This window comes from Streptomyces sp. NPDC057010 (assembly GCF_042673805.1).
Lineage (GTDB): Bacteria > Actinomycetota > Actinomycetes > Streptomycetales > Streptomycetaceae > Streptomyces.
Map to the genome: position 1 here is coordinate 103679 of NZ_JBHUSC010000004.1, position 23323 is coordinate 127001.

At 72.9% G+C, this 23323-nt stretch carries 21 protein-coding genes; 13 read left to right on the forward strand and 8 right to left on the reverse strand.

Annotation, left to right across the window (positions count from 1 at the left end; translation table 11 throughout):
- Window positions 1-7 precede the first annotated feature (7 nt).
- From ACFTXQ_RS06430 to ACFTXQ_RS06450, 5 genes are all read right to left on the reverse strand, one after another.
- Window positions 8-1180 carry an acyl-CoA dehydrogenase family protein gene (locus ACFTXQ_RS06430; RefSeq protein ID WP_382636431.1) on the reverse strand — a complete coding sequence of 391 codons (1173 nt, stop codon included), beginning with the start codon at window positions 1178-1180 and terminating at the stop codon, window positions 8-10.
- Between the two features lie 64 nt (window positions 1181-1244).
- Window positions 1245-3329, reverse strand: a complete 2085-nt coding sequence (locus ACFTXQ_RS06435; RefSeq protein WP_382636433.1) for an acetate--CoA ligase family protein — start codon at window positions 3327-3329, stop codon at window positions 1245-1247.
- A gap of 1 nt (window position 3330) precedes the next feature.
- Window positions 3331-3522: a ferredoxin gene (locus tag ACFTXQ_RS06440; protein WP_382636435.1), complete on the reverse strand. Its 192-nt coding sequence runs from the start codon at window positions 3520-3522 to the stop codon at window positions 3331-3333.
- Complete coding sequence (locus ACFTXQ_RS06445; protein ID WP_382636437.1) at window positions 3519-4832, reverse strand: NADH-ubiquinone oxidoreductase-F iron-sulfur binding region domain-containing protein; 1314 nt, start codon at window positions 4830-4832, stop codon at window positions 3519-3521. Before ACFTXQ_RS06445 ends, ACFTXQ_RS06440 begins: the two co-directional genes overlap by 4 nt.
- Window positions 4829-5242 carry a hypothetical protein gene (locus tag ACFTXQ_RS06450; protein ID WP_382636439.1) on the reverse strand — a complete coding sequence of 138 codons (414 nt, stop codon included), beginning with the start codon at window positions 5240-5242 and terminating at the stop codon, window positions 4829-4831. Before ACFTXQ_RS06450 ends, ACFTXQ_RS06445 begins: the two co-directional genes overlap by 4 nt.
- Before the next feature lie 354 nt (window positions 5243-5596).
- On the opposite strand from ACFTXQ_RS06450, the gene ACFTXQ_RS06455 reads away from it, so the two are divergent.
- The 9 genes from ACFTXQ_RS06455 to ACFTXQ_RS06495 all read left to right on the forward strand — a co-directional run bounded on the left by ACFTXQ_RS06455 (window position 5597) and on the right by ACFTXQ_RS06495 (window position 15436).
- Window positions 5597-6730, forward strand: a complete 1134-nt coding sequence (locus ACFTXQ_RS06455) for an aromatic ring-hydroxylating dioxygenase subunit alpha (RefSeq protein ID WP_382636441.1) — start codon at window positions 5597-5599, stop codon at window positions 6728-6730.
- Window positions 6731-6840: 110 nt separating this feature from the next.
- A complete protein-coding gene (locus tag ACFTXQ_RS06460) occupies window positions 6841-7971 on the forward strand; it encodes a spermidine/putrescine ABC transporter substrate-binding protein (protein WP_382636442.1) in 1131 nt (376 codons plus the stop codon).
- Window positions 7972-8161: 190 nt separating this feature from the next.
- Window positions 8162-8962 carry an ABC transporter permease gene (locus tag ACFTXQ_RS06465; RefSeq protein WP_382636443.1) on the forward strand — a complete coding sequence of 267 codons (801 nt, stop codon included), beginning with the start codon at window positions 8162-8164 and terminating at the stop codon, window positions 8960-8962.
- Window positions 8959-9798, forward strand: a complete 840-nt coding sequence (locus tag ACFTXQ_RS06470) for an ABC transporter permease (protein ID WP_382636445.1) — start codon at window positions 8959-8961, stop codon at window positions 9796-9798. Before ACFTXQ_RS06465 ends, ACFTXQ_RS06470 begins: the two co-directional genes overlap by 4 nt.
- A gap of 5 nt (window positions 9799-9803) precedes the next feature.
- The gene (locus ACFTXQ_RS06475; protein ID WP_382636447.1) at window positions 9804-10898 is read left to right on the forward strand and encodes an ABC transporter ATP-binding protein; all 1095 of its coding nucleotides are present in this window, start codon (window positions 9804-9806) and stop codon (window positions 10896-10898) included.
- A gap of 27 nt (window positions 10899-10925) precedes the next feature.
- Entirely contained in the window at window positions 10926-12242 is a 1317-nt protein-coding gene (locus ACFTXQ_RS06480) for a flavin monoamine oxidase family protein (RefSeq protein WP_382636449.1), read from the forward strand.
- Complete coding sequence (locus ACFTXQ_RS06485) at window positions 12235-13635, forward strand: aminobutyraldehyde dehydrogenase (protein WP_382636450.1); 1401 nt, start codon at window positions 12235-12237, stop codon at window positions 13633-13635. Before ACFTXQ_RS06480 ends, ACFTXQ_RS06485 begins: the two co-directional genes overlap by 8 nt.
- 159 nt (window positions 13636-13794) lie before the next feature.
- Entirely contained in the window at window positions 13795-14916 is a 1122-nt protein-coding gene (locus ACFTXQ_RS06490; RefSeq protein WP_382636452.1) for a nucleotide disphospho-sugar-binding domain-containing protein, read from the forward strand.
- A 178-nt stretch (window positions 14917-15094) separates the two neighbouring features.
- Entirely contained in the window at window positions 15095-15436 is a 342-nt protein-coding gene (locus ACFTXQ_RS06495; protein WP_382636453.1) for a HopJ type III effector protein, read from the forward strand.
- Between the two features lie 80 nt (window positions 15437-15516).
- Here the strand turns inward: ACFTXQ_RS06495 and ACFTXQ_RS06500 are convergent, their stop codons facing one another.
- Complete coding sequence (locus tag ACFTXQ_RS06500; RefSeq protein ID WP_382636454.1) at window positions 15517-16791, reverse strand: PucR family transcriptional regulator; 1275 nt, start codon at window positions 16789-16791, stop codon at window positions 15517-15519.
- Window positions 16792-17215: 424 nt separating this feature from the next.
- On the opposite strand from ACFTXQ_RS06500, the gene ACFTXQ_RS06505 reads away from it, so the two are divergent.
- A complete protein-coding gene (locus ACFTXQ_RS06505; RefSeq protein ID WP_382636456.1) occupies window positions 17216-18553 on the forward strand; it encodes a lipase family protein in 1338 nt (445 codons plus the stop codon).
- A gap of 66 nt (window positions 18554-18619) precedes the next feature.
- On the opposite strand, the gene ACFTXQ_RS06510 is transcribed toward ACFTXQ_RS06505, so the two are convergent.
- Complete coding sequence (locus ACFTXQ_RS06510; RefSeq protein ID WP_382636457.1) at window positions 18620-20212, reverse strand: FAD-binding oxidoreductase; 1593 nt, start codon at window positions 20210-20212, stop codon at window positions 18620-18622.
- 76 nt (window positions 20213-20288) lie between these two features.
- On the opposite strand from ACFTXQ_RS06510, the gene ACFTXQ_RS06515 reads away from it, so the two are divergent.
- Window positions 20289-20930 (forward strand): TetR/AcrR family transcriptional regulator, encoded by a 642-nt coding sequence (locus ACFTXQ_RS06515; RefSeq protein ID WP_382636459.1) that lies wholly within the window; start codon window positions 20289-20291, stop codon window positions 20928-20930.
- Here the strand turns inward: ACFTXQ_RS06515 and ACFTXQ_RS06520 are convergent.
- A complete protein-coding gene (locus tag ACFTXQ_RS06520; RefSeq protein ID WP_382636461.1) occupies window positions 20896-21366 on the reverse strand; it encodes a MarR family winged helix-turn-helix transcriptional regulator in 471 nt (156 codons plus the stop codon). The two genes, ACFTXQ_RS06515 and ACFTXQ_RS06520, sit on opposite strands and share 35 nt — an antisense overlap.
- Window positions 21367-21453: 87 nt before the next feature.
- Here ACFTXQ_RS06520 and ACFTXQ_RS06525 point away from each other — a divergent pair, with 87 nt between their 5' ends.
- Window positions 21454-22332, forward strand: a complete 879-nt coding sequence (locus tag ACFTXQ_RS06525; RefSeq protein ID WP_382636462.1) for an SDR family oxidoreductase — start codon at window positions 21454-21456, stop codon at window positions 22330-22332.
- Window positions 22333-22580: 248 nt separating this feature from the next.
- A complete protein-coding gene (locus ACFTXQ_RS06530; RefSeq protein ID WP_382636464.1) occupies window positions 22581-23219 on the forward strand; it encodes a CatB-related O-acetyltransferase in 639 nt (212 codons plus the stop codon).
- Window positions 23220-23323: the final 104 nt, after the last annotated feature.

Genomic DNA, 23323 nt, shown 5'->3' on the forward strand with positions numbered 1-23323 from the left:
AGGGGCGTCAGGAGGCGGGCAGGCCGAGGAGCCGGGTGCCGCGCTTGATCAGCTCGTTGGCGATGATCAGGCGCTGGATCTCGGAGGTGCCCTCCCAGATCCGGTCGACGCGCAGTTCCCGGTACATGCGCTCCACGGGGTACGTGCGGTCGTAGCCGCGGCCGCCGAAGATCTGGACGCAGCGGTCGATCACGCGGCCGGCGGCCTCGCTCGCCGCGAGCTTGGCCGTCGACGCCTTCGCGTGGAGCGTCTTGCGGTCGGTCTCGGGCCGGTCGGCCTCCCAGGCGACCTGGTGGGTGTAGGCGCGGTTGACGGCGATGTCGACGGCACAGTCGGCGAGCATGCCCTGGATCAGCTGGAAGTCGGCGAGGGGCGAGCCGAACTGGCGGCGCTCGACCGCCCAGTCCCGGGCCAGCTCCAGGGCCCGCTCGGCGGCGCCGACGGTCCGGGCGGCGATCATGAGCCGCTCGTCGGTGAACCACTCCTTCGTCAGCTCGTAGCCGTTGCCGACACCGCCCAGCACGTCCTCGTCGGGCACGAACACGTCGGTGAAGGTGAACTCGGGATGCCCGTTCACCGCGGAGTGCATGAACCGGGGAATCCGCGTCATCTCGACCCCGGGCGCCCGCTTGTCGACGAAGAACAGGGTCGCCGCCCGCTCGGGCCCCGCGGCGGCCTGCACCAGCAGGAAGTCCGCGATGTCGCCGCAGGTCACGAACCACTTCTCGCCGTTCAGCAGCCAGCCGCCCCCGGTACGGGTCGCGGTGCTCGTGCCCGAGCCGGGGTCGGAACCCGCACCGGGTTCGGTCACGGCGAACGCGTCGAACCGCTCGCCCCGGATGACCGGCAGCAGGTACTTCTCCCGCTGCGCCTCGGTGCCGTACGCCAGGACGTTCGCCGGCCGCCAGGGGATGTCCCAGAGGCAGTTGGTGACCTTGCCGAACTCCTCCTCGACGATGACCTGGTCGAGCAGGGACAGGCCGGCGCCGCCCCATGCGACGGGCATGTTGATCGCGTAGACGCCGGCGTCGACGGCGGCGCGGGTCAGTTCGCGGACCGTGTGCGCGGGCAGCGGGCCGCCCGCTTCCTCCGACTGGTCCTCGTACCTCATCAGGAGCTGTGCGTAGGCCGCGGCGCGCGCCTTGAGGCCGGCCTGCTCGGGCGTGTAGCGGAAGTCCATGTGTCCTCCGGGGCACAAGTGGTGCGGTCGGGTGGGGAGGGCGCGATGCGGGGGCAGGGCGGCCTCAGGCGTGGTGGTCGTCGGCCCGGACGGCCCGCGCGTCCAGTGCGAGGGCGCCGTCCGGGCACACCAGCAGCGGGTTGACCTCCAGCTCGGCGAGCTCCGGGTGCGCCGCGGCGACGGTGGTGACGCGTTCGATGACGGCGGCCGCCGCGGCCACGTCGACGGCCGGCCGGCCGCGCACGCCGTCCAGCAGGGCGGCCCCGCGCAGCCCGCGCAGCAGCGCCTCCGCCCGCCGGGCCGGTACGGGCGCGAGCGCGAAGGCGACGTCGCGCAGGGTCTCGGTGAGGACCCCGCCGAGCCCGACCACGGCGACCGGCCCGAACCGCGGGTCCCGGTGCACGCCCACGATCAGCTCGACGCCGTCCGTGAGGTCGGCCATGGCCTCGACCGAGTGGGCGGGCGCGCCGAGCCGGGCGTGCATCTCCCGGTACGCGGCCAGCAGCGCGGCACGGTCGGCCAGGCGCAGCGCGACCCCGCCGACGTCGGACTTGTGCAGGACGTGCAGCGCCTTGAGTACGTACGGGCCGTCGAACTCGGCCGTCGCGGCGAGGAGCTGCGCCTCGTCCGTGATCTCGCGCGCGGCCGGGAACGGCACCCCGGCCGCGCCGAGCAGCGCCCGCACCCCGTGATACCCCGGATCCCGCAGCGGAACGGCGGGCTCCGGCAGCGGGGGGACTCCGTCGTCGGCCCCGGTGGGGCGGGCTGCGATCGCCGCCAGCGCACGCGCGGCGTCCTCGGTCGCGCCGAACACCGGGATCCCGGCCTCGGCCAGGACCCGGCAGCTCGGTGACTGCGGGTACATCGACTGCACGACCAGGGGCTTCGCCGCGGCGGTGAGGTGGCCGACGATCTCCTTGGCGGCTCTGGTCTCGCCCTCCGCGAGCACGGAACCGCCGGCCGGTCCGCCGCCCAGACCCCCCTCGGAGGCGGTGTAGCCGCCGAAGTACCCGGTCATCAGGACGGCGTCGACCTCGTCGGCGCCGAGGAGCTCGCCGACCGTGTCCGCGTACGACAGGGGCCGCTGCTCACCCATCCCGGCCAGGTCGACGGGGTTGCCGACGGAGGACTGCTCCCGCAGGACGGTCCGCAGCCGCTCCTGCGTCGGCGCGCCGAGTTCCGGTACGTCGAGTCCGGCGTCCTCGGCCGCGTCCGCGGCGATCGCGCCGTGGCCGCCGCCGTCGGTGAAGACCGTGGTGCGCCGGCCGGCCGTACGGGCCCCGGAGCCCAGCGCCGCCAGGACGACGGTCATCTCCCGGGGTGTTCGGACGAGTTCGATCCCGGCGTCGCGGCAGGCGGCCGCGACCACGTCGGCCGAGGTGGTGAGCGCCCCGGTGTGGGACCGGGCGCTGCGCGCCGAGGCGGCGCCGCGGCCGGCGGTGAGCAGCACGACCGGTTTGCCCGCCGCGGCGGCGGCCGCCGCGAAGGCCCGGCCGTCGCCGAAGTCCTCGGCGTACACGGCGATGGCCGAGGTGGCCTCGTGGCGGGCGCAGTCCGTGACGAGGTCGACGAGGGTGACGTCGGCCTGGTTGCCGAGGGAGACGAAGCGGGAGAAGCCCAGGCCGTGCGGTTCGCCACGCAGCTGGAGTTCGAGGGCGAGGTTGCCGCTCTGGCTCAGCAGGGCGACGCCCCCGGGGGCGAAGCGGTCGGAGGCGAGGTACAGCTCGGTGGTGTTGTCGGCGATGCCCAGGCAGTTGGGGCCCACGAGGACCGCTCCGGCGGCGCGTACGCGGGCCGCGATCGCCCGCTGCCGGGCGAGGCCCGAGGGTCCGGCCTCGGCGAAGCCCGCGGTGATGGCGACGATCGCCTTCGCCCCGCAGGCCAGCGCGTCGTCGACGGCGGCCTCGAAGCCGGCGCCGGGCACGCAGACCACCACCAGTTCGACGGGTTCGCCGATCGAGGCGAGGGAGGTGGCGGCGGTCCGGCCGAGGACCGTGCCGCCGCGCCGGTTGACCAGGTGCACGGGCCGCCGGCCGGGGGCGCGCAGAGCCTGGGAGGCCACGGCGTGGCCGTACTTGGCGGGGTCGTCGCTGGCGCCGACCACGGCGACGGAGCGGGGGTCGAAGAGGGCGGTCAGGTCGCGTGCCACGTCATCCCTCCACGCGGAGGGCGGAGTTGGGGCAGCTGTCGGCGCAGGCGCGGGCGGCGTCTTCGCCGCCGGCGGGGACGACGAGGGCGATGACCTGCGCGTAGCCCCATTCGTCGAGTGCGATCAGGTCGGGCGCGGGTTCCTGGCACAGCCCGTACCCCTGGCAGCGGGTGGAGTCCAGCAGGAGTTTCACGGCGTTCCTTTCAGCGCGGGCAGCGGGATGTCGGTGGGGGACACGGCCGTGGCCGGTGGAGCGCCGACGGCGACCTCCGGCACGGCCACGGTGAGGCGGCTGCCGTCCACGGGGCCGGCGTCGGCGCAGATCGGGCACGGTGCCGCGAGATGGGACGTGACGAGCCCGGGGAAGGAGCGGAGCAGGCTGCCCGCGATGCCGGCGGCCGCGTCGAGCAGTCCGCAGGCGCCGCGTCCGGGCAGGCCCCGCGACCAGCGGCGGAGGTGGTCCGCGGTGTCCGGGCGGGCGGTCCCGGCGGCGAGGGCGTGCAGGGCGCCCGCGACGGCTCCGGTGCCGGAGACGCAGACCCCGCACTGCCGCGCGCTCCCGGCCGCGAGGTGGGCGGCCGCGTCGGCGGCGGTGCCGACCGGGCAGTCTCCGGGGCCCAGGAAGCGGATCGCCGCGCAGCCCAGGGCGGTGCCAGCCTCCGTGAGCGCCTCGGGTTCCAGGGGGAGGTCCAGGGCGCGTGCGTCGACGAGCCCGCCGAACAGCCCGCCCATCAGGGCTCCGGCCGCGTCCGGGCTGCCGTACAGCCGCGCCAGCGCGCGCAGGGGGATCCCGTACGGGACTTCGGTCAGCACGGGCGCGGCGGTCCTGCGGGCGAGGGTCACCAGGGTGCTGCGGGCGATGTCGCGGCGTGCGCCGGGCCGGGCCGCGATGAGCGCGATCCTGGCGAGCGTCTCGACGTTGGAGACCAGGGTCGGCGCGCCGCCGACGCCCTGTTCGTACGGGCGGGGCGGCTTGGCCGTGGGCAGCGCCGGTCCGCCGTCGATCCTGCGGACCACCGCGGTCTCCTCACCGGCCACGTAGGCGTGGCCGGTCTCGACCACGTCGACGGGCAGTGGTGGCGGGTGGTCGGCGAGGGCCCTGCCCACGCTCTCAGCCGCGGCCGGGTCCGAGAGGTACACGAAGCCCCGTACGGCGCCGGTCACGGCGGCGGCCCGGGCGAGCCCGTCGAGCACCAGGTGGGGCCGGGCCCGCAGCAGCCAGCGGTCCTTGGCTGAGCCTGGTTCGCCCTCCTCGCCGTTCGCCACGACGACCGGGGCGCGGCCGCGGCCGCGTACGGAGCGCAGTTTGACGGCGGCGGGGAACCCGGCCCCGCCGCGGCCGCGCAGTCCGGAGGCGGCGAGGTGGGCGAGCAGCTCTTGCGGGCCCATGTCCGTGCCGTAGCCGCCCGCGGCGCGGTAGGTGTCGGCGCTCTCCGCGCGGTGCGGGGCCGGCCCCAGGACGGCGGCGCGAGGCGGGGTCGTCGGGAGTCGGATGGTGGTCACGTGGCGGCTCCTTCCAGCGTGTGGGCGCGCAGGGCTCGCACGGCGCTCTCCAGGGCGGTGCGGTCCTGCGCGGTGCGGCCGTATCCCGGTCCGGGGAGGCCGATGAGCATGTGGTGGTGGTCGAGGACGACCTCGCCGGCGAGCAGGGCGGCGGCCGGGTCGCCCGGCCGGGATCCGGCGGCCACACCGGTCACCAAGTCGGTGACCTCGGCCAGGTAGCGCAGCCAGCCGTGCCGGCTGCCGCGCAGGACCAGGCGTGCGACGCGGTGCCGCTCGGCGGCGGCCAGGTCCTCCGTCCGCCCGGCGGGCGCACCGCGTGACGGGGCGCGCAGGGCGGCTACCGCCAGGGGGAGTTCTCGCTCCGGTTCGGGGGTGAGCCCGAGCCAGTCCAGACGCCGACGACCGCTCATGCGTGCCTCCGGGAGGTGCCAACGGATCGGGAGATCGGGATCGGTGTGGGGGGCCCGGGTGGTGCCGGGCAGGGCGCCCGGGTGCGTCCGCCCTGGTCAGCAGGGTGAAGAGGGGAGCGCAGCCCGTGCGGCGACGGGAAACCACGTTTGCTGACCGATCGGTCAGGCAAGAATCACGCTAGCTGACCGATCGGTCAGTGAACAAGTCTTGACCCGGCGGAAACGAGCCAGCAGGCTGACTGTCCAATCGGTCAGCCAGTCGCGGCTCCCGCCCCGACCACCTGTCCGCAGCTGGGTCGCCTCGCCATCGAACGCCGACGCCGATCGCCGCACGCCGGCACGGAGGAGTCACCGATGCAGTCCAGAGCTCCCGACACACCCGGGCCCGCCCTCCCGGCGCGCTACTACACCGACCCCGCCACCGCCGCCGCCGAGACACGGCACGTCTTCGCCGCGTCCTGGCAGCTCGTGTGCCACGAGTCCGACCTGGCGGGCCCCGGAGCCCGGCTCGCCGCCACGGTCGCGGACCGCGAGGTCCTCGTGGTCCGCAAGGAGGACGGCACCCTCGCGGCCCACCTCAACGTCTGCCGCCACCGCGGCACGCGCCTGGTCACGGCCCCGGAACCGGAGGGCAAGGCCATCCGCTGCCCCTACCACGGCTGGACGTACCGTCTCGACGGAAGCCTGGTGGGCGCGCCGGAGGCACGGCAGATCCCCTGTCTGGACAAGCCCGCGCTCGGCCTGTTCCCGGCCGCCGTCGAGTCCTTCCTCGGCTTCGTCTTCGTCAACCTGGACGCCGGCGCCGTACCGCTGGCCAAGAGCTGCGCCGGCCTCGCGGAGGCGGTCGGGCACTACGCCGGAGCCGACCTGGTGCCGGTCGGCCGCGCACGTATCCACGACCTCGCCGGTGCCGAAGTGCAGCAGGCCAACTGGAAGGTCGCGGTCGACAACTACCTGGAGGGCTACCACGTCCCGGTGGCCCATCCGGGCCTGATGCGGCTGCTCGACTACCAGGGCTACACCTGCGAGATCGAGGAGTCCTACGCGCTCTTCGCCTCGCCGCTGCGCGACAAGCCGTCCTCCAACTGGGCCGAACGCCTCTACCAGCGCATCGCCGCCCCCATGCCCGGCCTCGGTGAGGCCGACCGCCGGACCTGGCGCTACGCCGTCATCTACCCGAACACGCTCATCGACTTCTACCCCGACCACGTGCTGGCCTGGACGGCGATCCCCACGGCGGTCGACCGCGTCGCGGTGCCCGGCGCCTTCTACACCCGTCGCGGCACCGGCCTGCGCACCCGCCTCGCCCGCCGCCTGAACATCCACATCGGCTGGATCACCAACGACGAGGACGCCGAGCTCGTCGCCCGCGTCCAGAAGGGGCTCTCCACCCCCGGCTTCGAGCCCGGACCGCTGTCGCGCCGCGAGGCGGCGGTCGCGTGGTTCGCCGGCCGCATCCGCGCGGACCTCCACCGCGCCGAGCCGTAGGCGGCCCCGCCGTGCCGCGCCCACGGCACCGCACCGCACCGCACGACCGAGCCCCCCACGGACCGTCGTCGTTCCCGCCGTCCCCCCACGGCCCCTACGGAGAGGACCCCATGTCCCCCGAGGCACTCCACCCCACCAGACGCTCGTTCCTCCGCGCCGGCACCGCCGCCGCCCTCACCCTGGCCGCCGCCGGCTGCGGCTTCGCCTCCGGCGACGACCCGGCGGACGCGGAGGCCGCCCGAACACCCATCGACGTCAAGGTCGACGGCGACCTCGTCTACTTCAACTGGGCGGACTTCGTCGACCCCACCGTCTTCGAAGGCTTCCAGAAGGAGTACGGCGTCAAGGTCATCCAGTCGAACTACGACTCGATGGAAGGCATGGCAGCCAAGCTCAACGCCGGCAACCGCTACGACATCATCTTCCCCACCGCCAAATGGGCACAGCGGCTCGCCGCCGGCGGCCGGCTGCGCGGCATCGACCACTCCCGGCTGCGCGGCGCCGAAGCCGTGTTCGGCGGGTACGGCTACTTCGCCGACCCCTGGTACGACCCCCGGTCCGAGCACACCGTCCCCTTCACCATGTACAAGACGGGCATCGGCTGGCGCCGGGACCGGCTCGGCGACCTCACCGGTTCCTGGGACGACCTGTGGAACGCCAAGGCCAAGGGCAAGGTCTTCGTCCTCGACGACCGCGACGAGGTCCTCGGCATGGGCGCGCTCAAGCTCGGCCTGCCCCTCACCACCGGCGACGGCGGTGACCTCGCCCGCGTCGGCGAGACCCTGCACTCGCTCCGCCCCCACCTGCGCGGCTTCTCCAGCGACAGCTACAACAACCTGCTCAACGGCAACGCCGACATGACACAGGCGTGGAGCGGCGACATGGCCGCGATGCTGGCCCAGGCCGAGGATCCGGCCGTGTTCGGCTTCGAGGTCGCCCGCGAGGGAGCCCCAGTGAACTCCGACTGCTACGCCATCCCCGCCAACGCACCACACCCCGGGACCGCGATGCTCTTCATCGACTACATGCTCCGCCCGGAGAACGTGAAGAAGAACATCGAGTACATCGGCTATCCGATGCCGGTCCGTGGCACCGAGGACACCTACGCGGCGCTCGTCGAGCCCTTCCCCCAGTGCCTGGTCACCGCCGACGACCTCAAGGCGGACCTGTTCTTCCGCAACGGCGACACGCGTGGCGAGCAGGCCCGCGACGCCGCCTGGACCGATGTGAAGGCCGGCTGACATGCCACGAAGCAACCGGTCCGGGCCCGCCCTGCGGACGCCCGGCGAGCCGGCCGCGGCGGGCACACCCGCCCGGACACCCCGTCAGGAGCAAGACCAGGTTCGGAGCCGAAGCCGAAGCCGAAGCCGAAGCCGAACCCGCACCCAGCCGCGCCTGTGGACCTGGCTCCTGCTCCCCGGCACGCTCTGGATGACCGGCTTCCTCCTCGCCTCCCTCCTCCTGGTGGCCACCCTCGCGCTCGGCACGACCGACCCGCTCGGCAACCCGCGCTTCGGATTCAACCCCGACAACCTCACCGCCCTGGCCGACCCGGCCTACAGCGCCGTCCTGCTGCGCTCCCTCGGCTACGCCCTGATCACCTGCCTCGTCAGCCTCGCCGTGGCCTACCCGGTCGCCTACGCCATCGCCCTGCACGGAGGCCGCTTCAAGAACCTCCTGATCGCAGCGATCGTCGTCCCCTTCTTCGCCAACTACCTGGTACGGATGTACGGCTGGTCCGTCGTGCTCTCCGACGACGGACCCCTCCTGAAGGCCCTGCGCGCGACCGGCCTCGCCGGCGACGGCACCAAGATCCTCCAGACCGGCGTCGGCGTCATCGCCGGACTCGTCTACGGCTTCGTCGTCTTCATGATCATCCCGCTGTACGCGGCGATGGAGCGCATGGACACCTCGCTCATCGAGGCCGGCCGCGACCTCTACGGCGGCCCCCTGCGCACCTTCCTCTTCGTCACCGTCCCCGCCACCCGCCAGGGAGCGGCCGCCGGCTGCGTCCTCGTCTTCCTGCCCGCCATGGGCGACTTCGTCAGTGCCCAGCTCATGGGAGGCCCCGACCAGATCATGATCGGCAACCTGATCCAGGACAAGTTCTTCCAGGGCCAGAACTGGCCCCTGGGCTCGGCCCTCACCATGCTGCTGATGGCGGTCCTGTTCCTCGGGATGCTCGGCTACCTGCGACGCGCCCGCAAGGACGAGGCGGAGGCCGCCCGATGAGCACCGTTCAGCGCCGCCGCCGGCGGGGCGTCGAGCGCCGGCCACGCTTCGCCATCGCCGTCACGGCCGTCTTCTTCGCGCTCCTCTACCTCCCCGTGGGCGTCGTCGTCCTGTTCTCCTTCAACGCGCAGAAGTCCCTCACCGTCTTCGACGGCGCAAGCCTGCGCTGGTACTCGGCCCTCGCCCACGACGCCGTACTCCTCGACTCCCTCGGCATGAGCCTGAAGGTGTCCCTGGCCGCCATGGCCGGCTCGCTCGTCCTCGGCGTGGCACTGGCGCTCGGCCTCGTACGCAGCCGCAGCCGCCTCGGCTCCTTCGCCGGCCTGGTCATGCTCGTCCCGCTCATCACCCCCGAGATCGTCACCGGCGTCGCCGCGATGCTCCTCTTCAAGGGCCTGGGCATCACCCTGTCCACCACCACCGTGATGCTCGCCGAGATCACCTTCTCGATCTCCTACGTGACGGTCATCCTGCGCTCCCGCATCGCCGCCCTCAACCCCGAGGTCGAGGAGGCGGCCATGGACCTCGGAGCCACCCGCCGACAGGCTCTGCGCCTGGTGACCCTGCCCGCCCTGCTCCCGAGCATCCTCGCCTCCGCGGTGCTGATCTTCGCCCTCGTCTTCGACGACTTCGTCCTCGCCTACTTCACCACCGGCGTCGACCCGCAGCCGCTGTCCGTACGCATCTACTCGGCGATCCGCTTCGGCGTACAGCCCACCATCAACGCCGTCGGCACCCTGATGCTGGCCGGATCCGTCGGCCTGATCGTCCTCGCACTCGCCATTCCGCGCCTGTTCGGGCGCCGCGGCGGCCTCGACCTGCTCTCCGGGAAGTGATCCCCATGCACCCGACCCCCGTGTACCCGACGCCCGCCGTCCGGCTCGACCGCGTCAGCAAGCAGTATCCCGGCGCGGGCGACACCTACGCCGTGCGCGAGGTCGAACTCGGCATAACCCAGGGCGAGTTCTTCTCGCTCCTCGGCCCCTCCGGCTGCGGGAAGACCACCCTGCTGCGGATGATCGGCGGGTTCGCCGATCCCACGGACGGCAGCGTCCTGCTCGACGGCGAGGACGTCACGGGCCTGCCGCCGAACAAGCGCAACGTCAACACCGTCTTCCAGAGCTACGCCCTCTTCGACCACCTCTCGCTCGCGGACAACGTCGCCTTCGGCCTCAAGCGCAAGGGCGTCGGCCGCGCCGAGATCCGCCGGCGCGTCGGCGACATGCTCGACCTCGTCCGGCTCGGACACCTCGCCGGCCGCAAACCGGCCACCCTCTCCGGCGGCCAGAAGCAGCGCGTCGCACTCGCCCGCGCCCTCGTCAACCGGCCCCAGGTCCTGCTGCTCGACGAGCCGCTGGCCGCCCTCGACCTGGGGCTCCGCCGCCACATGCAGGTAGAGCTCAAGCAGATCCAGCGCGAAGTCGGCATCACCTTCGTCTTCGTCACCCACGACCAGGACGAGGCCCTCACGATGTCGGACCGCCTCGCCGTCATGAACGAGGGCCGGGTCGAACAGTGCGGCACGCCCGAAGACGTGTACGAGCGCCCCACCAGCACCTTCACCGCATCCTTCATGGGCACCTCCAACCTCGTCCCCGGCACCTACCGCTCCGGCCGCGTCGCCCTCGACGACGGCCCGGAGCTGCCCGTCGGCAACCGCGCGGCCGTCCCCGACGGCAGCCGCGTCAACCTGTCGATCCGCCCCGAGAAGATCTGGCTGTCCGACCTGGAACCCGGCATGGCCCGTGCCACCGGGGTCGTCCGGGAAACCGTCTACTGCGGCCCGACCACCACCTACCTCATCGAACTCGCCCCCGGGGTCACGGTGTCCGTACTGGAGCAGAACACCGTCCGCTCCCGCAGGGAGGACCGGTGGAGCGGCGGCGAGCGCGTCGAGATCGGCTGGAAGCCCGAACACTGCCTGGTCCTGGACTGAAGCGGCCCCGACCGGAGGAACACCCTCATGAACCATGACGTCATCGTGCTCGGCGCGGGCCTGGCCGGCCTCGCCGCCGCACGCGACCTCGCCGCCGGCGGAGCCGACGTCCTCGTCGTCGAGGCCCGCGACCGGGTCGGCGGCCGCGTCGAACAGACCGAACTCCCCGACGGCCGGCTGGTCCAGCTCGGCGGAGAGGTCGTCGGCCGCGCCCACACCTCGTACACGGCCCTCGTCGCGGAACTCGGCCTCACCCTCACCCCCAGCTACGTCGCCGAACCCGGCGCCCTCACCCGCGCCACCCCCGAAGGCGTCTGGGCGGGCGACCCGCCCCGCTGGTTCGGCCCCGGCGACGAAGCCTGCCACCGGAAGGTCACCGCCGCCTTCCGTGCCCTGGCCCAGGACGTCGACCCGGACGACCCCTGGGCCCACCCCGACGCAAGAGCCCTCGACCGGCTGTCCGTCGGCGGCTGGCTGCGCGACCGGGGAGCCACCCCGGCCGTCGTCCGCCTCTGGGAGATCGGCCAACTCGCCCTCTCGGACGGCTCGTACGAGCGCACCTCCCTGCTCGCCGCCCTGCGCAAGCACGCCGCCGTACCCGGCGCCGACCACTACGACTACGACGCCTGGGAAGGGCTCCGGGTGGCCGAGGGGTCCGCCACGGTCGCCCTGCGCATGGCCGCCGGCCTCGGCGGACGCATACGCACCGGCTCACCCGTCGAGGCCCTCTCCGTACGCCGGCCCGGCGCATGCTCCGTAAGGCTGGCCGGAGGCGAGACCCTCACCGCAGGGGCCGTCGTCAGCGCCCTGCCCGTCGGCCCGTTCCGATCCGTCGCCGTCACCGGGGTCTCCGAAGAACGCCTCGCCTCCCTGCACCGCCAACGCCAGGCGCTCGCCGCGAAGTTCGTCGCGGCCTACCGGCGGCCGTTCTGGCGCGACCGCGACCGCAGCGGCCTCTCCGAGTGCGAAGGCGTCCTCGGCAGCACCTGGCCGCAGGGCGACGGCATCCTCTCCGCCCTCGTACCGCCCGAGCGGCTCGGAGTCCTCCTCGGCATCCCCGCCCCGCTGCGCACCGCCGAACTCCTCGCCGAGATCGCCCGCCTCTACGGTGACGAGGCCCACCTGCCGCTCGCGACCCATCTCCGCCTGTGGGGCACCGACCGGTGGACCCAGGGGTACGTCACCCAGTGGACCCCCGGCGACGTCACGGCCGTCGGACCCCGGCACGGCACCCACGAACCGCCCTTCTACGTCTGCGGATCCGACCAGTGGGTGGCCGGCTACATGGAAGGCGCCGTACGCACCGGCCGCGCCGCCGCCAGGGAGGCACTGAGCCGTGGCTGACACCGCGCACAACCACATCGCGGGCGAGGACCGGCCCGCGGCCTCGGGCGCGACGACGGACCTGATCGACCCCGCCACCGGCCTGGCGCACCGCCGCGCTCCGCGCTCGGGCAGGGCCGACGTCGACGCCGCCTGCGCGTCGGCGGCCGCGGCGTACGCGCACTGGTCCACGACCACCCCGGCCGTACGCCAGCGCGCCCTGCTCGGCATCGCCGACGCCATCGAGCGGCACGCGGACGCCTTCGTGGCCGCCGAGACCGGCGACACCGGAAAGCCCGGCCACCAGTTCGGGAACGAGGAACTGCCCGCGATCGTCGACACCCTCCGCTTCTTCGCCGGCGCGGCGCGGAACCTGCCGGGCCTCGCGGCCGCCGAGTACACCGAGGGCCGCACCTCGGTGCTGCGCCGCGAACCGGTCGGGGTCTGCGCCCAGATCACCCCGTGGAACTACCCGCTGATGATGGCCGTCTGGAAGGTCGCGCCCGCTCTCGCGGCCGGCAACACCACCGTCCTGAAACCCGCCGACACCACCCCCACCTCGACCGCGCTGCTGGCCCGCCTCGCCGCCGCGCACCTGCCACCGGGCGTGCTCAACGTGGTCTGCGGCGACCGCGGCACGGGCCGCGCGCTCACCGCCCACCCCGACGTCGCCCTCGTCGCGGTCACCGGAAGCGTGCGGGCGGGCCGGGAGATCGCGGCCGCCGCGGCCACCGACCTCAAACGCGTCCACCTGGAGCTCGGCGGCAACGCACCCGTCATCGTCCACGACGACGTGGACATCGAGGAGACCGCCGCCACCCTCGCCGCGGTCGCCTACTACAACGCCGGCCAGGACTGCACCGCACCCACCCGGTTCCTCGTCCACCACCGGATCCACGACGCGTTCCTGACCGCCTTCGCGGCCGCGGCGGCAAAACTGCGCACGGGGACCGACTTCGGCCCCCTCAACAACGCCGTCCAGCTCGCGTCGGTGCGCGGCCTGCTCGAACGGCTCCCCGAGCACGCCGAGATCGTCACCGGCGGCGCCCGCTCTCCAAGGCCCGGCTTCTTCCACGAGCCCACGGTCGTCGCCCACGTACACCAGAGCGACGAGATCGTGCAGGAGGAGATCTTCGGCCCCGTCGTGACGGTGCAGCCCTTCGCGGACGAACCGGAAGCCGTGCACCTCGCCAATGACGTCCGCCACGGCCTGGCCGCGAGCGTGTGGACGGCGGACCACGACCGGGCGATGCGCGCCACCCGCGCCCTGCGCACCGGCATCGTCTGGGTGAACACGCACGGCACCACCGTCTCCGAGATGCCGCACGGCGGGGTCAGGCACTCGGGCTACGGCAGCGACCTCTCCATGGCGGGGCTCCTGGACTACACCCAGGTCAAACACGTCATGCTGTGAGCTCTGCGTCGGCCGCTCCGGCCGGAAAACCCGCGACAGAACGTCCGATTATCGATCCTGCCAGGGGAACGGAATGGATGTTCCCGGTGGTTCTCCCAGGGAACGTGGCGACTTCGTACGAATCGCCTCGACCGGCACACCACTTGGCAGGGAGAAATCGTGCGCATCCTCTTCACCGGACCGGCTGCGGCCGGCCACCTCTTCCCGATGATCCCGATCGCGCAGGCCCTGCGTGCGGCCGGTCACGAGGTGCTGTTCGCGAACGCGCAGCCGCTGAAGCAGCTCCGCGAGACCGGTTTCCCCATCGTGGAGATCGGTGACGGCAGCACCCTGTGGGAGGCGTTCGAGCGGGCCACCGGCGGGGAGCTGCGCTACGTCGCCCCGGACATGACCCCCGACGAGATCCGCGACAGGGCGGCCCGCGCCTTCGCCTTCGCTTCCCGCCCCACCGTGGAGGGCCTGCTGAAGACCGCCGAGAGCTGGGGCGCCGACCTGCTGGTCCACGACGCCTTCCAGGCCTCCGCCCCGCTGGTCGCGGCCAAACTCAAGATCCCGTCGGTGGTCCAGAACTTCGGGGTCAGCTCCGGCCTCGACATGGTCGGCCGGCTCGCCGCCAACTTCACCGACGTGTACGAGGCGCACAGGGTGGACGGCCCCGCCGAGCCCACCGCGCTGAACGTCGTCCCCGCCTCGCTGGGCGGCGACCCGGGCGGTCTGCGGATGCGCTACATCCCGTACAACGGCGGCGGCACCGTCCCCGCCGAGCTGCTGCGCCGCCCCGCGCGCCCGCGCGTCACCGTCACGCTGGGCACCGTGCTCACCCAGCTGGACGGCGTTCGCGCCATCGCCCGCATGATCGAGGCCGCTGCCGAGGTGGACGCCGAGTTCCTGCTCGCCGTCGGCGACGCCGACCTCACGGCGCTCGGCGCCCTTCCGGACAACGTCCGCCCGCTGCCCTGGATTCCGCTCGCCGAGCTGCTGACCGCCTCCGACGCACTGATCCACCACGGCGGCTCGGGCACCCTGCTCACCGCCCTGCAGGCCGGCCTGCCCCAGCTCCTGCTGCCGCAGGGCGCCGACCACTTCACCAACGCCGACGCCCTCACCGCGACCGGCGCCGCCCTGCGCTCCACCTCCGCCGAGGTCGACGCCCCGCTCCTGACCCGCCTCATCACCGACCAGGCACTGCGCGAGGCCGCCGCCCGCCTGCGCGCGCAGAACGCCGCCCTGCCGTCCCCGGCCGAAACGGTCCCCGCCCTGGAGGCCCTGGCCGCCTCCTAGGGCGAGTACACAACGTGCGGGCCGGACTCTCGGCGGGTCACACAGACGCACGTCGTGACCTGCGAAGATGCCGCTCTCTCGGACGTCCCACGCGATTCCTGCCGACCGGCACCAAGGGGGTATCGTCGTCCGTTCACGGACGGCATCCGGATCGTCTGTCCAACCCAGGGGAACCACCATGACTGATCTGAACTCGCTGCGGGCAAGCCTTGCGTCAGGTGAGCACGAGTTCGCCGACACCCTGGCGTACGTCGCCGCGCACTACGAGTACCAGCCGCAGGCGTTCCGCAACGGCGACCTGGAAAACGCCGCAGGGGAGAACGAGGGTTCCTGCAAGACGCTGGGACTGGCCCTGCTGGAAGGGCTGAGCGACAAGGAGGCGCTGCTGGCGTTCGGTGAGCACTACCGCAGCGTGCTGGCGACGCCGAACGACACCGATCACGGCAACATCCGCAACCTCATCGCCCACGGCCTGGCAGGGGTGAGCTTCGCCGGGCAGCCGCTGGCCCGCAAGAGCTAGCGCCGGACCGCCGCCCTCGCCGCGTCGACGACGAACGGCGGCTCGTACAGGGCCAGAGGCCGCCCCGGAGGCCCGGCACGTCAGCCCGCCTCGGGCTCCTCCTGCCGTACGGCGTCGTGGGCGGCCAGCGCGGCGCGCAGGGTCAGCAGGTCGGCGCCCCGCGCCGCGTCCAGTTTCGTGAGCTCCGTCGCCTTGCGCAGCCGGTAGTCCACCGTGTTGGGGTGGACCTGGAGCCGGGCGGCGGCCCGGCGCCGGTCGAGGCCACAGGCGAGGAAGGTGCGCAAGGTGTCGAGCAGCTCCGGGCGTCCGGCCAGCGGCCCGAGCAGCGCGGCGAGCCCGTCCCTGGCAGGGCTCGGGCGGCTCAGCTGGTACTCCAGCAGCACGTCGTCGAGCAGGTAGAGTCCGGGCCCCCGGCCCGATGCCTCCGCCACCCTCCGTACCTCGCCGACCATCCGGGCGGCGTCCGCAGCGCCGTCAGGTGCGGCAGCGGCCGCCGCCACCAGCAGCTCGGCGCCGCACATCCGGCCCAGCTGCTCGACGAGCCGGGTGAGCCGCTCCCGGTCCGCGGCGGCGAAGTCGGCGGCCGCCGTCTCGCGCGGAATCAGCACCAGTCCGCCGTCGCCGGACAGCACGGACAGCGGGACGCCCGGTGTGTGGCGCTGCAGTTCGTTGCGCAGCCGCCGGAGTTTACGGCGAGCGGCGACCGAGTGGTTCACGCCGGGCAGCAGCTCATCCGGGTGCGGTCCCATCGTGATGGCCAGGACGAGGTACGACGGAGGCAGTCGTATGCCGGCGCGGTCGGCCGCGGCCTGAGGGTTGCCGCCCTCCAGCAGCCGGGACATCAGGGACTGCCGGGCGACCTGCTCGTCACCGAGGGCCGCCTGTCGCTCCTGTACGTACCCCGCCGCGATCGCGCAGCTCACCAGTCGGAGGTAGCCGAGCAGCCGGTGCTGGACCAGCAGCACGTCCGGCAGGTCGCCGGGCTCGGCCGCCGAGAGGACCCGGGCCGCGCACTCCTCCGCGCCGAGGTGGTAGGCGCCGACCACGGCCTCCAGCGGCACGCCCTCGTCGGCGCGCCGGGCCGACGACTCGCTGATCCTCGCCAGCTCGGCCTCCTCCGGCAGTCCGCCGCCGCGCAGCGTCTGGACGAAGGCCCGGATCCCGCGGTCCACCTCCTTGGCTATCTCGCCGCGGAGCTGTTCCGAGGGCAGTGCTCCGTAGGCGGGCAACTGCTCGACGAGCCGGGCCATCACCGCGGGCGCGAGGGCCGGCGCGGCGGCCAGGAGCCGCTTGTGCACCGGGATGCCGCCGAGCCGCGGTTCCACGGAGCCCTCCGCGGGTTTGGACGCGGTCACAATCCACCTCACGAATCTCTGTAGTCCCGCCCGGAGACACGGGCCCGTGCCGCCCCCATCCTGGTTTCCGGGACGTTACTTACTAGTTGGTAACACGCCCGCCCGGTGGATCGCCAGACGCGTTCATACCCAGACCGCATCCTCCACCGGATCCCCACCCCCCACCCGCACCGGAGGACCCGTGCTCGCGCAACAGGCCGCCGCGCCCCCACCCTGATCACGCCGCCTCTCCGCCGGGGCCGGAACCTGACCGCACATCAGGCCCGGCGCACGGCGCACGGGGCCGACGGCGCCGCCAAGGTGGCTTGCCGCGCCCCACGATGACGTTGCCCGGAACGCCTGATTCCGGCCGGTCCGCCAGGCCGTCCCGCCGCGTTCCATCTCCGACAAGTCGAGCGATCCCATTCCACGATTCGGGGGAGTCATGTCCAAAAACGCTGTTCGTCTCCTGGCCACCGCCCTTGTCGCCGCGCTGGCGGTGACCGCCGCTCCGGTGGCCACGGCCGCCGCGGCCACGCCGTCGACCGCCGCCGCGAGCGACTCGTTCTACGCCTACTCCGGCAGCGAGCCCCTGTCGTCGTTCGCGCCGGGCACCGTGCTGAAGACACGGACGCTGCAGTACCACCTCGTGGGCCTTCCCACGCCGGTCCAGGCGATCCAGCTGCTGTACCGCACGACCGACGCACAGGGCCGTCCGTCCGCCAACGTGACCACGGTGGTGCGCAGCCTGACGGGCGATGGCAGCAAGGCCGTTTCCTACCAGTCGTTCTACGACTCGCTCAGCCCCGAGGACGGCCCCTCCCGGGCCATCGCCGGTGACCTCACCCTGGGCGGCGCCATCGCGAACGCCGAGGCCGTCTTCCTGGTGCCGCTCCTGCTCCAGGGCTACAACCTCGTCATCCCGGACACCGAAGGACAGACCGCCAACTTCGCGGCCGGCCCGGAGTACGCGACCAACACGCTGGACTCGATCCGCGCCGCGACCAGGTCCGCGCAGACCGGCATGAACGCCGACACCAGGTTCGGCCTGATGGGATATTCCGGCGGAGCCATCGCGACCAACTGGGCGGCCGCCCTCGCACCGGCCTACGCGCCCGAGGTCAACAGCAGGCTGGTGGGTTTCGCCGAGGGCGGTCTGCTCGTGGACCCGGCACACAACCTCAAGTACGTGGACGGCTCCCTCGTGTGGACGGGGGTCATCCCCATGGCGATCATCGGCGTCTCCCGGTCGTACGGCATCGACCTCAAGCCCTACCTGAACAGCTACGGCCTGGAGGTGTACCAGAAGCTGGAGCACGGGTCGATCGTCGACGCGCTGGGCCACTACCCCGGGCTGACCTGGCAGAAGCTGGCGAAGCCCCAGTACGCCGACCCGAATTCGGTGCCCGCCTTCGTCGAGGCCGTGAACAGGATCAACCTCGGCTCGGCGCCCACCCCGACCATCCCGGGGCTCATCGCGCAGGGCAACGGGGGAGTCCTGGAAGGGACCTTCAGCAACCGCCCGGGCATCGGCACCGGTGACGGGGTCATGGTCGCCGGAGACGTGCGCGCACTCGCCCGGCAGTACTGCGGGACCGGTAACGGAGCGATCAAGTACCAGCAGTTCGACCTGCTCAGCCACGTCGGCGTGCCCGTCGTCTGGGCCCCCGTCGCGATGAAGTGGCTGGGCGACCGGTTCGAGGGCAGGAGCGCCCCGTCCGACTGCGGCAGCATCCCCGCGGGCAACTCGCTGGCGCCGGAGAAGCCGGTGCCGGCCTCCTGAAGCCCCACGCCTCCCGGCCCCGCCGCACCCGATCCCGCGGCGGGGCCACGGCTGCTCCGGCCCCGTTCAGTCCACGAGGACGCCGGGGTTGAGGATGCCCCGGGGGTCGAGCGCCCCCTTCGCGGCCCGAAGTGCCAGGGCGAAGGGCTCGGGGCGCTGGCGGTCGTAGCCCGGGCGGTGGTCGCGGCCGACGCCGTGGTGGTGGGTGATGGTGGCCCGGTGGCGGTGCAGCACTTCGACCGCGACGGCCTTGAGGTCGTCCCAGAGGGCGTCCTCGTCACCGGCCCGGCCGGCGGCGAGTACGGTGAAGTAGGGCGCCGCGCCGTCCGGATAGACGTGGGTCAGACGGCAGTTGACGGTCGCGGGGTGTCCGGTGGCCTTGAGCGCCGCCGCGCCGACCTCGGTTCGTACCGCGTCGATCAGGCCGGGGATCCGGTCCCAGGTGGCCGCCGTCTCGAAGGTCTCCGCGACCGCGCCCATCCTGGCCAGACCGTCGCGCAGGTAGGGCATCCGCAGGAAGGCCGAGCGCCACGCGCTCACGGCGGAGTCACCGCCGGACCCCTCGTCCGCACCGGGCGTTCCGCCGTACGAGCGCGCCAGGTCCAGGGCTCGTTGGAGCCGGGCGGTCACCGGTTCGTCGGCCGACTCGAACCCCAGGACCAGCACGGCGGAGCCGTCCTGCGCGGCGCCCGACAGCGCTGCCTCACCGGCGTCCAGCAGACGGCAGTTGGCGGGGGAGAGGTCGGACTGCGCGATGGCGCGTACCGCACGCAGCGCGGCGGGGAAGCCGGTGAAAGAGACCGCCGCGGACGCCTTGTGGCGAGGGCGTTCCTGGAGGCGGACCCACGCCTCGGTGATGACCCCCAGAGCGCCTTCGGAGCCCAGGAAGAGCCGGTCGGGCGAGGGGCCCGCCCCGGAGGCCGGCAACCGCCAGGAGCTGCTCGTGCCGGCCGGGGTGACCACGCGCAGCGACTGTACGAAGTCGTCGATGTGCGTGCGGCCGGTGGCGTAGTGACCGCCGGCCCGGGTGGCGAGCCAGCCTCCGAGGCTGGAGAACTCGAAGCTCTGCGGGAAGTGCCGCAGGGTCAGGCCGTGGGGCCGCAGCTGGTCCTCCAGGCTCGGCCCGAGCACGCCGGCCTGGATGCGTGCGGCCCGGCCCTCGGTGTCGACCTCCAGGACGCGCGCCAGGGCGGTCAGGTCGAGGGACAGCACCGCCCGGTGGGCGTCGCCCCGGTACTCCACGCCCCCGGTGACCGAAGAACCCCCGCCGTACGGGACGACGGCGATCTGCCGGTCGCCCGCCCACTCCAGGAGGTCGGCCACGCCCCGGTCGTCCGTGGGGCGGGCGACGAGATCGGGGATGCGGCCGGGCCGCCCGCGCAGGGCGCGCACCACGTCGCGGTACGCCTTGCCCATGGCGTGGGCGGCGCGGTCCCCGGGATCCGAGCTGACCAGGTGGGCGAGGTTCGCCGGGGGTTCCACGGCGGGGCCGCCGATGCCCAGGTCGCGGACGCGGGGCACGGGGAGCGGGCGGGCGAGGGTGCCGGGGAGCAGGGCGCCCATCGCGGCGCATTCCGCGTCGTCGGGATGCGCGTCCGCCCAGCCCCAGCCCCACCAGGAGCGGGTGCGGGACGTCGGCTGCGTGGTGGTGCCGGCCATGGATGCGCTCCAGAGGTCGCAGGAATTTACCCAGAGGTAAATTACCTAATGATAATATCGGCGCATGGCAACCCCGATGGCAGTCCCACCTTCGAAAGCCGGCACCAAGGGAGTCCCGAGGGAGCACCGCCGGCAGCAGATGCTGGAGGCTGCCACGGAGGAGTTCGGGACCCGCGGCTACGCCGCCGCGTCGCTCCCCGCGATCGCCGCGCGCGTGGGCGTCACCAAGACGCTGCTGCACCAGTACCTCGGCAGCAAGGAGGACCTGTACATCGCCTGCCTGGTCCCGGTGGGGGACCGGCTCCTGGATGCCGTCCGGACGGCGATGGGCCCCGACGGGACGGCCCCGCACACCCCGCTGCGCGTGCTCCACGGCATCTTCACCGCGCTGGAGGGGCGACGGGAGGCGTGGTTCGTGCTGTACGACACCACCCTGCCGCCCGGCGGCGAGGCGGCACGCCGGGCATCGGAGTACTGGTCGGCCATCGACCGGCTCGCCGAGGGCGGCACCGCCGAGCTGCTGCGCGCGGCCGGCACCGCCGACCCGCTGGACGCGGACGCGCTCAAGTACGTCTGGCGGGACCTGGTCGCCACCCTCGTCCGCTGGTGGGTCAAGCACCCGGAGCAGACCCCGCAGGCCATGACGCAGCGCTGCGCCCGCCTCTTCGCGGCCGCCGCGACCCTCACCTCCGACCCGGCTCGCCCTTCTGGGCCTTGAGCTTGCGCCACACGCGTCCCAGTGCCTCCAGATCCTGCTCGTCGAGCAGATCGGTGAAGACCGGGGCCAGGGCTTCGCGGCGGGTCGCGTCGGCCTCGGCGAAGACCGCACGTCCCGCCTCGGTGAGGGAGACCTCAACCGAGCGGGCGTCGCGTGCCGACGGCGTACGGGTCACCAGGCCCCGGATCTGCAGGGCGTCCACGACCCGGGACACCTGGCTGCGGCTGAGCAGCGTGCTGTTGCCCAGGACGGAAGCGGGTACGGGGTCGGGGCTGGAAGCCAGCCACAGCATGACCTCGAACCACGAGACGGGGAGGTCGTGGCCCTTCACGAGCGCCCGGTCGACGCGGTCGGTCATCACGGTGCCGGCCCAGACGAGCCCGTAGAACGCGTAGTCGGCCGCCGGCATCTCGGCTTCGGTGAGCTTTTTCGCCATGTCGGCAGTCTAGGGGTTGCGTGCACACGCACACAATTTTATAGTGTGTGTGCACGCACATAAATCACGTTCCGTGAAAGGTCCGCCATGTCCTCGTTCCCCGCCGCCCCCGGCACCGCCACCCCTGCCTCCGCCCGCACCGTCCTGATCACCGGAACCTCCTCCGGCATCGGCCTCGCGGCCGCCGTCGCCGCCGCCCGGGCCGGATGGCGCACGATCGCCACGCTGCGCGACACCGGCCGGGCCGACGCCCTGCGCAAGGCCGCCGCCGAGGCGGGCGTCGAGCTGGACATCCGGCAGCTCGACGTCATCGACGAGAGCTCCGTCGCAGCCGCCGTGGAGGGCGTGATCGCCGACTACGGCCGTCTGGACGCCGTCGTGAACAACGCCGGCGCCGGACACGTCGGCACCCTCGAACTCGAATCCGTCGACGACGTCCGCGATGTCATGGAGGTCAACTTCTTCGGCGTGCTGAACGTCTCCAAGGCCGCGCTGCCGCACCTGCGGGCCACCGGAGGCCGCCTGATCACCGTCACCAGCGTCGGCGGCGTCATCGGCCAGCCCTTCAACGAGGCCTACTGCGCCGCGAAGTTCGCCGTGGAGGGATACATGGAGAGCCTGGCCCCCGTCGCGGGAGCCGTCGGAGTGAGCGTCTCCGTCATCGAACCGGGCGCCGTGGCCACGGAGTTCGTCAACAACATCGGACTCGACATCGAAGCCCGCATCGCCGGGGCCGGACCCTACTCCGGCGCGCTGCGCCACTACATCGACCGTACGGTCGGCCAGTTCCTGGACGGCGCCCAGACCCCCGCCGGCGCGGCCGAGGCCGTGATGGAGGCGCTGACGGCCGAAAGGCCCGCGTTCCGTATCCAGACGTCAGAGTGGGCCCGCGCGTTCACCGGCACCAAGCTGGCCGACCAGGACGGCGCGGCCGTCCTCGGCATGACCGGAGCCTGGGTCTCCTGACCGGCCTCGACCTGTGCATCACGGAGAACCGGGTCATCATGGGTGGAGGCCGAGCCGGGAGGTGACTCGTGGACATGGACGAATCGCGCAGGGCCTGGGTCGTGATCGGCGTCGTCATCGCCGTCATCCTCCTGAACCTCGGGGCCATCGTCCTGATGAACGCCATCGGACTGTGACCGCGTGACGCCCGCTCGCGGTCCCTCGGAACGGGAGGATCCGCAGGCTTTCGCCGACCTAGGGTGACTGCCATGAATCGTCTTCCCGCGGACCCGACCGTGCTTCACCCCTTCCCCGACCAGCCGCGCGTGGTCCTGCTGAAGCCGCTGGTGACCTCGCCGCTGATCGAGGCGGGGGAGTACTCCTACTACGACGACCCGGAGGATCCGACCGCGTTCGAGACCCGCAACGTGCTCTACCACTACGGGCCGGAGAAACTGGTCATCGGGAAGTTCTGCGCGCTGGGCACCGGGGTGCGGTTCATCATGAACGGGGCCAACCACCGCATGGACGGCCCCTCGACCTTCCCCTTCCCCGTCATGGGCGGCTCCTGGTCCGAGCACTTCGACCTGATCACCGGCCTGCCGGGCAGGGGCGACACCGTCGTCGGCAACGACGTCTGGTTCGGCTACAACACCATGGTCATGCCCGGGGTGCGCATCGGGCACGGCGCGATCATCGCCTCCGGCGCCGTGGTCGTGGACGACGTCCCCGACTACGGCATCGTCGGCGGCAACCCTGCCCGGCTCATCCGCACCCGCTTCAACGACGACGAGATCGCCCGCCTGCTCGCCCTGGCCTGGTGGGACTGGCCCGTGGATCACCTCACCGAACACGTCCGGGCCGTCATGTCCGGCACGGTCGAGGACCTCGAGGACATCGCACCCTGAGCCCGCCCCGTGGATCCCGGGGCGGGCGGCCCCGCAGTCGGCCGAGCCGCGCAAAACATGCCTATTTTGCCTGATCATCACATCTATGGCATATGCCTTGACTT